Source organism: Micromonospora sp. NPDC000442, from assembly GCF_042898635.1.
Lineage (GTDB): Bacteria > Actinomycetota > Actinomycetes > Mycobacteriales > Micromonosporaceae > Micromonospora.
On record NZ_JBIAYZ010000020.1, the window covers coordinates 52,052 to 62,536 of the forward strand.

Below are 10,485 nucleotides of genomic sequence, written 5' to 3' on the forward strand. Positions count from 1 at the left end.
CCACAGCGGCCAATCACCCCGACAACCCAGCTCAAGCGGCTGCCCGTCGAACACACAATGGCCCTGCGTGCCATCCCAGTCCATCGCCTGATGGCAAGGATTTCGTCTACGTTGAGAAACTTTGTCGCCTGAAATTTGCTTCGTTGCCTACCAATAAGTGATCGAGGATCATGCAGGGTCTCCGGCGAGTCCGGAGACTCTGCCGTGTCACGATGACGGGCCGTGTCAGACCGTGCGTCTACGTACCGCCGTAACCGTTACGATCGGTTCCTGAGCTGGGGGAATGTGGTTCGGACTCTGCCAAGAATGGTCCACCCGAGTTCGAGCCGTACCAATTGTCACGCTTACTGCCATAAGGCCAGTAGTTCGTAATGGGCAGAGGCCTGGCGCCGCCTAAGGTCGGAACCAGTTCGGGCCGCTCCGAGCGGGCGTCGGTGCGGGCGGGCAGGTCCCCGCAACTATGAGGTTTTCGGCAGGGCAGCAGCGATCACCAGGCGCAGGGTGTGTAGTCCTTGAGGAAGCAGCCGTGCAGGTCTTCGCCCTGTTCGCCGCGGATGATCGGGTCGTAGACCCGGGCCGCGCCGTCGACGAGGTCCAGCGGGGCGTGGAAGCCGGCGTCCGCCAGCCGCATCTTCGTCGGGTGTGGCCGCTCGTCGGTGATCCAGCCGGTGTCGACGCTGGTCATGAGGATGCCGTCGGCCAGCATCTCCTGGGCGCTGGTGCGGGTCAGCATGTTCAGCGCGGCCTTGGCCATGTTGGTGTGCGGGTGCCCTGGCCCTTTGTAGCCGCGGGCGAACTGGCCCTCCATCGCCGACACGTTCACCACGTACTTGCGGCGGGCGGTCGCTGCGGCCATCGCCGGTCGCAGTCGGCTGATCAGTACGAACGGCGCGGTCACGTTGCACAGCTGCACTTCGAGCAGCTCGACCGGGTTCACTTCGTGCACCCGCTGCACCCAGCTGTTGACCGGGTCGAGGTCCGGGACCAGACCGCCGGCGTCGATGGCGCTGGCTGTCGCGATCCGTTCCGGTGAGACGGAGCCGCTGGTCAGCGCCAGCGCGGTGAGCGCGTGCGGGGTGATGGTGGGCGAGTTCAGTGGGGCTATGAGGCTGCCCGCCGGGTCGCCCCGGCCGGCCGGTTTGGCGAATGTGATCATCTCCGGCAGCGGGCCGTCCGGCAGGGCCGCCGCCTCCGCGGCGACGAGTTGCGCGTACGCCGCAGGCGTGCGGCGGACGGTCTGCGCCGCGTTGTTGATCAGGATGTCGAGTGGTCCCTGGCCGCTGACCGAGTCAGCGAGGGCGATTACCTGGGCGGGGTCGCGCAGGTCGATCCCGACGATCCGCAGGCGGTGGAGCCACTCCGCGCTGTCGGGCATCGCGGCGAATCGGCGGACCGCGTCGTGGGGAAACCGTGTGGTCACCGTGGTGTGCGCGCCGTCGCGCAGCAGCCGCAGCGCGATGTACATGCCGATCTTCGCTCGGCCGCCGGTGAGCAGCGCACGTCGGCCGGTCAGGTCGGTGCGGGCGTTGCGGCGCTCCCGGTTCAGCGCGGCGCAGGGCGGGCAGAGCTGATGGTAGAAGGCGTCCACATCGCGGTAGCGCTGCTTGCAGATGTAGCAGCCGCGCGGTTTGTGTAGGACGCCGGCCGTGGCACCTACGGTGGGGGAGGCGAGCGGGTTGCCCTGGGTCTCATCGTCGATCCGGCCCGGGGCGCCGGTGGCGGTGGCCGCCGTCACCGCGCGGTCGGCCGCCGCGATGGCATCCCGCCGTTCCTCACGTCGCCGCTGCTTGATCATTTTGTAGAGCTTCGCGGTGGCCCGCTGCACCCGCACCACGTCGGGGTGGTCGGGAGGCAGGTCCTCCAACGCCTCGAAGACGCTGAGACAGGTCTCCAGCCGGGCCGGGTCAATGCGGTATTGACCGTTTTCCGTAATTCTGTCCGCCGTCATGTTGTCGCTGTCTCGTCCCGTTCCCTGCGCCGGAGCTATCCGGCCCACCCCAAGTCCGACCCGGAACTGTACGCACCGCGCGGGCTTCGACGCATCCCGCGCCTGTTCACCAGCCCGAAGACCGTAGAGGGAACTGGCTTCGCTGTCCCTCGACGGTCGCTGCGGTCACGCGAGCGTTGAGCGGGAGTGGGTCTCGTACATGCGGACCCAGGCAAGGACGCCCGCGGCGGCGGTGACGGCGGCGACCACCCAGATGGCGGCCCGAATGCCGGCCAGGTCGGCGACCGCCCCGGCGAGGAGCGCACCGACGGCGAATCCGCCGTCGCGCCACAGCCGGTACACGCCGACGGCGCGGGCACGCCATGCGGGGTGGGCGACGTCGCCGACGGCGGCCAGCAGCGTGGGGTAGACCGCGGCGGTGCCGGCGCCGAGCAGCACCGCGGCGGCGGCCCAGCCGGTGCGGCTGTCGACCATGGCGACCAGCGCGAGGGCGACGGCTTGGGTGAACATGCCGACGACGATGAACGGCTTGCGGCCGTAGCGGTCCGAGGCCGGGCCGGTGACGAGTTGGCCGAGCCCCCAGACGGCGGGATAGAGGGCGCTGAGCAGCCCGATCTCGGTCAGTGACAGGCCGGCGGCGGCGAAGAGCAGCGGGAACAGGCCCCAGGCGAGGCCGTCGTTGAGGTTGTTGACCATCCCGGCGTGACTGGCCGAGGCGAGCGCCGGTTCCCGCCAGGAGGTCAGGGCGAGAATCCGGGTGTTGGCCAGTCCTTGCTCGTGCCGACCGTGATGGGTGGTCGCCTCGAACCGGGCGTAACCGTGGGTCTCCCGCACGAACACCAGGGACAGGCCGAGGCCCAGGGCGGCGTAGGCCAGGGCGAGCAGGAACGGCGCGGTCCGCAGGCCGTGTTCGGCGGCCAACCACCCGGTGGCCAGCGCGGTGGTGGCGACCGCCGCGTAACCGGCGGCCTCGTTGAGACCCATGGCCAGTCCGCGCCGCTGCGGGCCGGCCAGGTCGATCTTCATGATCACCGTGGTCGACCAGGCCAGGCCCTGACTGACGCCGAGCAGGACGTTCGCCGCGACCACCCACTCCCACGCGGGGGCCCAGATGATTATCAATGGCACGGGAATGCCTGCCAGCCAACCGGCGATGAGCACCGGCTTGCGGCCGTACCGGTCGGACAACGTACCGGCAAAGAAGTTGGTCACGGCCTTGGTGAGCCCGAAGGCCACGATGTAGGTCATCGCGGCCGTGTACGCGGCGAGTTGGAACTCCTGCTCCGCGATCAGCGGCAGGACGGTGCGTTCCGAGCCGAGGACTCCGCCGACCAGGGCGTTGACCGCCACCAGCAAGGTGAACTGGACGGCGTTGGCGCGCAGCCCGAGCCGCAACGGGGCCTGCCGGTCGCTCACGTCCCCTCCCGCAGCCGCTGACCGGTTACGGCGACCCAGTCCTGCGGGCCGCCGACCAGGACGGCGAGGTCGGCCCGGCCGGCGCGTTCAAGCAGGGTGACCGCGGTCATGGCCCGCTCACCGTGACCGCACATCACGACGGTCGGTCCGGCTGGCACGGCGTCGGGGGCCGCGGCGGCCAGATCGCCCAGTTCGAGGTGGACGGCTCCGGGCAGGTGCCCGGCGGCGTACTCGCCGGCCTGCCGGACGTCGAGCACCGGCCCGGAGATCTCGGGTGCTCGGATCAGTGCCGTACGGGTCACCGGCCCGCCGTCGGCGATCCAGGCGCTCATTCCACCGTCCAGCTCGCCGGCGATGTGTTCGATCCCGACCGTCAGTGCGGGCCAGAGGATGTCCTCCTCAGCCTGGTCGGGGTTACGGACGATGACCACCGGCTGTTCCGGGGGCACCAGCCAGCCCAGCCAGGTCGCGAACTGTGCTCGCAGCGGGATGGCGAGCGCCTGGGGGACGTGCCCCGCCGCCACGTCGGTCACCGGCCGCACATCCACCAGGACGGCACCGTGGGCGAGCAGCCGTCGTACCTCGTCGGCGGAAAGCCGGGCCAGCTCGGGAGTGCCGGTCACCACCTGCGGGCCGTGGCGGTTCATCTCGGCCAACCAACGGAAGTACGCCGGATAGGAGCCCAACGACGTGAGCAGACGCGTGGTGAACGTGTCGACGTCGGGTGCGCGCAGCAGCGGGTTGGTCGTCTTCTCGGCGCCGACCGTGGTGGTCCGAGCCGAACCGGGCGGTGCGGAGCAGAACGAACCGCTGCCGTGGGTCGGCCAGATTTCCGTCGGGTCGGGGAGTGCGGCCAGGCGATGCAACGACGCATACTGGGCGTGCGCGAGTTCGACGGTCCGGTCCTCGCCGAGCAGGTCGGTGCGGGCGACCGATCCCACGATCAGCGACCCGCCGGTGAACACTCCCACTGCGGTGGGGCCGTCCCGCAACAGGTAGGACAGGTGCTCGTCGGTGTGCCCGGGGGTCGACCACGCCTGTAGGGTCAACCCGCCAAGATCGATTTCGTCGCCGTCGGTGAGCCCGTGGTGGGGGAACGTCCGCCGCCCGGTCGTCGACGCCAGGATCGTCGCGCCGTCGGTCGCGGCCAACTGCACGGCTCCGGAGAGGAAGTCGGCGTGCAGGTGTGTCTCCGCCACCCAGGTCACGGTGAGGCGGCGTCGACGGGCCTCCGCGCGTAGGGCTCGAAGGTCGCGCGGCGGGTCCACCGCCAGCGCCCGGCCGCTCCCGACGTCGAGCAGATAGGCGCTGTTGCCGAGACCTTCGTCGACCAATGGCACCAGCCGGCCCACTTCGACACCCACCGCAACCCCTCTCGGCGGTCGCTCCTCCGTACGAGGCTCTCACAATATTCCATGAAAGCCTGGATGAAGAGGGGGTGTCCCCGGTCACCCGGGTATGGGGGCGCGTCAGCGGCGGTAGTCGGGTTGTGTCTGGGCGTTGAACTCGGTCAGCCGTACCGAGGCGGCCGACGCGGTCCGCCGGTCGTCGATGGCGAGGACGTCGAGTCCCTTCTGCAGGTCGCTGGAGTAGATGTATCCGTTGTAGTAGTAGGCCGACCACGAGCCGCCGGCCGGCAGCCCGCCGGGCGGTAGTGGACCCCGGTCGAAGTAGCCGATCTCGCGTGGGCGCCGGGAGTTCGTGAAGTCCCACACGCTCACGCCGCCCTGGTAGAAGGCCTGTACCAGGATGTCGCGGCCACGGGCGGGGATGAGTGAGGCGTTGTGGGCGACGCAGTTTTCCACCGGGCTCTGGATGCGTGGGATCTTGAAGTAGGAGGCGAACCGCAGTCGTCGATGGTGGCCCACGCCGACGATGTCGTACACGGCGCTCGCCCCGTGTTTCGGGCCGACCTCGGGGTTGCAGGTGGCAGCCATTCCGCCGCCGAGTTCGTCGACGAACACCACCTTGCGGCCGGTCGCGTTGAAGGTGGCCGAGTGCCAGAAGGAGAAGTGCCGGTCGTCGCGGACCCGGTGGATGACGCGGGGGCGGTACGGGTTGGCGATGTCCAGCAACAGTCCGTCACCCATGCACGCGGCGGCGGCGAGGTGGTGTGTCGGCAGCACGGTGATGTCGTGGCAGCCAGTTGTCTGTGTGACGGGGCGCTCACCGGGGCGGCCCGGGTTGCCTCCGTAGGGAAACAGCACCGGCTTGGCGACGACGGCCGCGGCGGCCGGATCGTGCAGGGGCACCCGGATGATGCTGATGCTGTCGTGCGGCGGCCGGCAGTCCGGGAAGCTGGGGTCCGGTCCGTACGAGGAGACGTAGATGAGCACCGCCTTCCGCAGCCGGTCCGGTACCAGTGTGTGGGTGTGCGAGCCGCAGTCGGTCTCCACCGCGGCGACGTAGCGGGGCGCCGCCTTGTCGCTGATGTCGAAGATCTTGATGCCCTCCCACGCCTGTGGCAGTGTCGCGCTCAGCGGAGTGCTGGCGCACGAGTCGTCGCTGCGGGACTCGTCGGTGGACAGAAAGAGCAGGTTGCCCGAGACGGCGACATCGTTCTGCCCGCCCGGGCAGAGCACCTGACTGACCAGGCGTGGGGCGGTGGGCTGGGCGATGTCGTAGACGCTGAACCCGTCGTAGTTGCCGGTGATCGCGTAGTGGCCGGTGAAGGCCAGGTCCGTGCCGACCGAAAAGGAGGAGTCGAAGGGGGCCTGCTTCGGCACGTTTGCCACGTGCCGGATGTTGGCGCTGTGCCGGATCTCGTCCGGCGCGGGAATGTCCAAATCGGTGGTGGTGTCCGTCGCCGAGGCGGGTGTGATGGGGCGTGTCGTGGTCACGCCTCCGGCGGATCCGGTGAGCAGGATCGCGAGGCCGACCGCCAGCCCCGCGGTGAAGATGCGGGAGATCAGCCGGCCCGTGCTGCTGTCTCGGATCATGGTCGGTCCTCTCTGCGGGCTCCGGCGGCCTGGCGACGCGGCACTGTCGGTCTTGGCCGGCGCGGCGCCTGGCTCAGCAGAAGCTTGTAAAACATATAGCTTTCTGGTTGCCGACCATAAGGTCGCCCGTCTGGCCGGTCAAGGCGGAATGCCTTCCAGAGCAAGGGCGGGGGGTATCGGCGTGGTGCCTCGCGATATCGGCCCTGTCGGACAACACTTGAGAACCCGTCGGTACGGGACGGTTCCGCTGGCCGTTGCCATCGCCCCCGACGGCGGCCGGTGTCCCCGCGTGTCTTCCCGGGATGTGTGGATAGGGGCTGATGTGGGGTGGCGTGGTGATCCGATAGTTTCTACACTGTTCTGTGGAATTTGGGAGGTCACCCGCATGGCTGATTCGGCCGCGATGGCGCAGCTGCTGACATCCGTGGAGCGAGTGGGCAAGGCGCTGGCCAGTAGCAGGCGTCTCGAGCTGATCGATCTGCTGGCCCAGGGTGAACGCACCGTCGAGTCCCTCGCCCGGGTGGCGTCCCTGGGCGTGACCACCTGCTCGGCGCACCTGCAGATACTGCGGCTGGCCGGGCTGGTCCTGACCAGGCGCGAGGGCAACCGAATCCACTACCGACTGTCCGGTCCGGAGGTCGCCGCGGCGTACGTGCTGTTGTGTAACCTGACCATCACGTACAACGCCGAGGCGGCGGTGGCTTGGGACCGGTACCTCGCGACGGCGGAGGTCCCGGAGACGGACCAGGACGACCTGCTGGGGCGGCTGGCCGATGATTCGACGATGGTGCTCGACGTCCGGCCCGTCGAGGAGTACGCCGTCGGTCATATCCCTGGTGCGCTCTCGGTGCCCCTCGACGAGTTACCGACGCGACTGGGGGAGCTGCCTCGCGACGTTGACCTGGTGGTCTACTGCCGCAGTCGCTACGGGACCCTCTCGTCCGAGGCGGTCCGGCTGCTGCGCGCGGACGGCCATCGCGCCCGGCGGCTGGTGAACGGGATGATCGAATGGCGTCTGGCGGGCAGCCCGCTCTCGCCCTCCGGCTCGTCGGAGGGCGAGAGCTGAGGCGGACGGCGGCCCGTTGGGGGTGGCACTCAGGCGGGTACGCCGAGCGGCAGGTGCACAGTGGCCGCCCGCTGCCCGCCCGGCGCGGCCCGACCCGGGCGGCGGTGCGAGATCGGATCACGTCGGCCGGTCGCCACGTCGCAGATCCAGCTCAGTGGGGTGGCCGCCAGCAGTGGCAGGTCGGTGGGCTGGCTCGGACGCAGATACAGATCCGACTGGCCGAGCAGCCGGCCGCGGATGTCGACCCGCAGGCGGGCGGTACCGGTGAGGAAGCTTCCGGGCAGGTGATCCACGAACGCCTCGGCCGCCGTGGCAGCCGGATTGACCAGGACCAGTCGTACCTCGTACTCGCCGGGGTCCGTCGGGCCGCGCAACTGCACGGTAGGGCCCAGGCTCGCGCCACAACCGTCCGGTGGATCGGCCCGGTCGTGGCTGCGGCGCAGCTCGACCGAGAGCAGCCAGGCCGGCGGCGACGCACCCCGGCCGGTCACCGGCAGCTCACGGATGGGCCGGTCGGTGAGGCGCAGGGCCAGTGCCCGGAACCGCCGCGGCGAGGTGCCGACCAGTCGGTTGAACTGGGTGCCGAAGGTGCCCGAGCTGGTGTAGCCGACTCGGTTGCCGATCGTGGCGACGGACAGGTCGGTGTGCAGCAACAGCCGGCGGGCCTGAGCCATCCGCAGCGCCGCGAGGAACCGCGCCGGAGTGGTGGCCGTGATGCTGCGAAAGATCCGGTGGAAGTGGTACGGACTGAAGGAGCCCGTCGTCGCCAGATCGGACAGCGACAGCGGACCGGAAAGATCCTGACGCATCCGTCCGATCGCCCGCACGACCGCCACGGTGTGGTCGTGGCCGACCTCCGACCGGACGACGCGGTGCTGTTCCGGGGTGGGCCGTACCCGCATGGCGAGTGGATGTGGACCGGCGACGAGCACCTCCGGAACGGACTGCGGCCGGCTGAGTCGAAGGTCGCGCCGGTCACCGTCGACAGCGTGGTGCATGGTGCTCACCGTCCCTCGGCCGTGAGCAGACCGAGCCTTTTCGCCTCTTCCCGTAGTGGTGCGTAGTCGGCCGCGGTGACCGGCACATAGCTCTTGGCTCGCATCAGGGACAGCAGTGTCGGATCCGTCATCGAGGTGAACGCCTCGGTGATCGCCGTGCGCGCCGGGGCCGACAGGTCGGCTCGGGCCACCCACGGGTAGCCCATCACCTCCTGGGTCTGCACCGCGCGCAGCGCGCCGGGAGGGACCGTGCCCTGCCGTTCGAGCCGGTGCAGGATACGCAGTTCGATCCCGGCGGCATCGACGCTGTCGTTGAGCACCGCCTGGGCGGCGGCGTCATGTCCGCCGGTGAACACGACCCGGGACAGCGGTGGGCAGTTGGTGAGGTCGTCGGTCTGGCACCGGGCCCCGGCACCGACAAGCATGACCCGCGGGTACAGGCTGCCGGAGGTGGAGCTGACGTCGCCGAAGGCGAAGCTGCCGCCGGCGTTCACGACGTCCTCGACCGACCGGTGCGGCGAGTCGTCCTTCACCACCACCGCGGAGAGGTACCGCGCGGTGCCGGTCTCCTCGTCGACCTCCGTGACCAGGGGCGTGACCTCGTTCTGCTCGTCCGCCTGCACGTAGGTCAGGCCACCAAGGTACGCCATGTCGACCTGGTTGGAGACCAGCGCGGCGACGACGCCGGCGTAGTCGGTCGCCACGAACAGCTCGACGTCAACGCGGAGACGGTCGGCCAGATACGCGCGGAACGGTTCGTACTGGGCCTGCTGTTTCTCCGGTGAGATGTTGGGGATGATGCCCACCCGTAAGTGCTTCGGGATGCCCTGTCCGTTGTTGTCGGATCCGTTCGAACAACCGGTTGTGCCAAGCGTTGCGATGGTGCCGGCGAGCACCATTGCTAACAGTGCCTGTCGTCGGTTCATGTCACCGTCTCCTCCCCAGTGGAAGTGCATGAATGGTCGCGCGCACCGTCCGTGGACTTGGTTGCGCGTCATTGCCTAGTGGGCGTGACCGAATCAGCTGTGAGTGGTCACGTTCGATTGACGTCTCCGACGACTTCCGGCCAGTCGCGGCTCATTGTCCGCACTGGACGTCAGGTGCGTAGCGAGTTCTCACCCGGTCGGTGTCCCCGGTCCGTGTGGGCGGTCGACCTGCTGGCACATGTTGATCAAGGTTCCCCCCGACGGCGCGGTCCTATAGCATTCCTATGATCATCTATTCCGCTAACCTTTGGAGAAGTATATGAGCGGTCACGCTCCGCGCAAGTTTCATGTCTACGACGAGACAGCCCGGGTGGCGCGAGCCCTGGCCAACGGCAAGCGGCTGGAGCTGCTGGACCTGCTGGGACAGGCGGAACGTACGGTCGAGGGCGTCGCCCGGGCCGCGGGCCTGGGCACCGCTCTGGCGTCGGCGCATCTGAAGAGCCTCAAGCAGGGCGGCCTGGTCGCCGTCCGCCGCGACGGCACCCGCGTGCATCACCGACTGGCCGGCGACGACGTAGCTGACCTGTGTCTTCGACTTCGGGCGGTCGCCGTGACGCGCCTCGCCGACGCTGCCGCCGCCGTCGCCGAACAGCTCACCTCCGCGCCGATGGCGGTGCCACACACCGACGTGTCCAGCCGAGCCCGAGCGCGCGAGATCCTCCTGCTGGACGTCCGACCCGAGGTCGAGTACCGCGCCGGGCACATCGCCGGTGCCACCTCGGCGCCCCTGGAGGCGCTCGCCGGCCGCCTCAACCAGTTCCCATCCGCTCCGGAGGTGGTCGCCTACGGCCGGGACGCCTTCTGCGGCCTGGCTCCGGAGGCCGTCCGCATCCTCGCCCACCACGGCTGCGTCGCGCGGCGCCTGGACGTCGGGATGCTGGAGTGGCGGCTCGCCCGGCTGCCGGTGGAGCAGCTCGGCTGACGTCCGGAAACCATCGCCTTCGCGCTGCCCGCCAGGCTGCCGGCCCGGGTACGGGCAACCGTCCCGGGCCGCCGGCACCGCGTCACGGCCGACGCCGCAAGGTGAGAGTGGAAATAGACGCGCACTGTCGGTGAGGATGAGTGGCAACGGGGCCGAATCAGGTTCCCGGCACCATTTCCGATCCCGCTCCGGCCGGCTCTCACAATCAAC

The 10,485-nt window shown here is 69.4% G+C and carries 8 protein-coding genes; 2 read left to right on the forward strand and 6 right to left on the reverse strand.

Translation table 11 applies throughout. The features are described 5' to 3' along the window. Window positions 1-487: 487 nt before the first annotated feature. The 4 genes from ACFY2A_RS25265 to ACFY2A_RS25280 form a co-directional block, all read right to left on the reverse strand. Complete coding sequence (locus ACFY2A_RS25265) at window positions 488-1,948, reverse strand: SDR family NAD(P)-dependent oxidoreductase (protein WP_387175108.1); 1,461 nt, start codon at window positions 1,946-1,948, stop codon at window positions 488-490. Window positions 1,949-2,113: 165 nt separating this feature from the next. After that, window positions 2,114-3,364 carry an MFS transporter gene (locus ACFY2A_RS25270; protein WP_387175110.1) on the reverse strand — a complete coding sequence of 417 codons (1,251 nt, stop codon included), beginning with the start codon at window positions 3,362-3,364 and terminating at the stop codon, window positions 2,114-2,116. Continuing rightward, the gene (locus ACFY2A_RS25275) at window positions 3,361-4,728 is read right to left on the reverse strand and encodes a rhodanese-like domain-containing protein (protein ID WP_387175112.1); all 1,368 of its coding nucleotides are present in this window, start codon (window positions 4,726-4,728) and stop codon (window positions 3,361-3,363) included. Before ACFY2A_RS25275 ends, ACFY2A_RS25270 begins: the two co-directional genes overlap by 4 nt. A 105-nt stretch (window positions 4,729-4,833) precedes the next feature. Beyond that, complete coding sequence (locus ACFY2A_RS25280; protein WP_387175114.1) at window positions 4,834-6,303, reverse strand: LVIVD repeat-containing protein; 1,470 nt, start codon at window positions 6,301-6,303, stop codon at window positions 4,834-4,836. A 385-nt stretch (window positions 6,304-6,688) separates the two neighbouring features. Here ACFY2A_RS25280 and ACFY2A_RS25285 point away from each other — a divergent pair, with 385 nt between their 5' ends. Next, window positions 6,689-7,369, forward strand: coding sequence for a metalloregulator ArsR/SmtB family transcription factor (locus tag ACFY2A_RS25285; RefSeq protein ID WP_363920134.1), 681 nt, complete (start codon window positions 6,689-6,691; stop codon window positions 7,367-7,369). A 29-nt stretch (window positions 7,370-7,398) separates the two neighbouring features. On the opposite strand, the gene ACFY2A_RS25290 is transcribed toward ACFY2A_RS25285, so the two are convergent. Further along, a complete protein-coding gene (locus ACFY2A_RS25290; RefSeq protein ID WP_387175173.1) occupies window positions 7,399-8,367 on the reverse strand; it encodes a helix-turn-helix transcriptional regulator in 969 nt (322 codons plus the stop codon). A 5-nt stretch (window positions 8,368-8,372) separates the two neighbouring features. After that, window positions 8,373-9,293, reverse strand: a complete 921-nt coding sequence (locus ACFY2A_RS25295) for a phosphate/phosphite/phosphonate ABC transporter substrate-binding protein (RefSeq protein WP_363920132.1) — start codon at window positions 9,291-9,293, stop codon at window positions 8,373-8,375. 319 nt (window positions 9,294-9,612) lie between these two features. Here ACFY2A_RS25295 and ACFY2A_RS25300 point away from each other — a divergent pair, with 319 nt between their 5' ends. After that, window positions 9,613-10,275, forward strand: coding sequence for a metalloregulator ArsR/SmtB family transcription factor (locus ACFY2A_RS25300; protein WP_363920130.1), 663 nt, complete (start codon window positions 9,613-9,615; stop codon window positions 10,273-10,275). Window positions 10,276-10,485: the final 210 nt, after the last annotated feature.

Excerpts from the sequence above, each read along its gene's own strand:
- ACFY2A_RS25295 (WP_363920132.1), bottom strand. The coding sequence starts at position 9,293 with ATGAACCGACGACAGGCACTGTTAGCAATGGTGCTCGCCGGCACCATC.
- ACFY2A_RS25280 (WP_387175114.1), bottom strand. The coding sequence starts at position 6,303 with ATGATCCGAGACAGCAGCACGGGCCGGCTGATCTCCCGCATCTTCACC.
- ACFY2A_RS25265 (WP_387175108.1), bottom strand. The coding sequence starts at position 1,948 with ATGACGGCGGACAGAATTACGGAAAACGGTCAATACCGCATTGACCCG.
- ACFY2A_RS25290 (WP_387175173.1), bottom strand. The coding sequence starts at position 8,367 with ATGCACCACGCTGTCGACGGTGACCGGCGCGACCTTCGACTCAGCCGG.
- ACFY2A_RS25300 (WP_363920130.1), top strand. The coding sequence starts at position 9,613 with ATGAGCGGTCACGCTCCGCGCAAGTTTCATGTCTACGACGAGACAGCC.
- ACFY2A_RS25285 (WP_363920134.1), top strand. The coding sequence starts at position 6,689 with ATGGCTGATTCGGCCGCGATGGCGCAGCTGCTGACATCCGTGGAGCGA.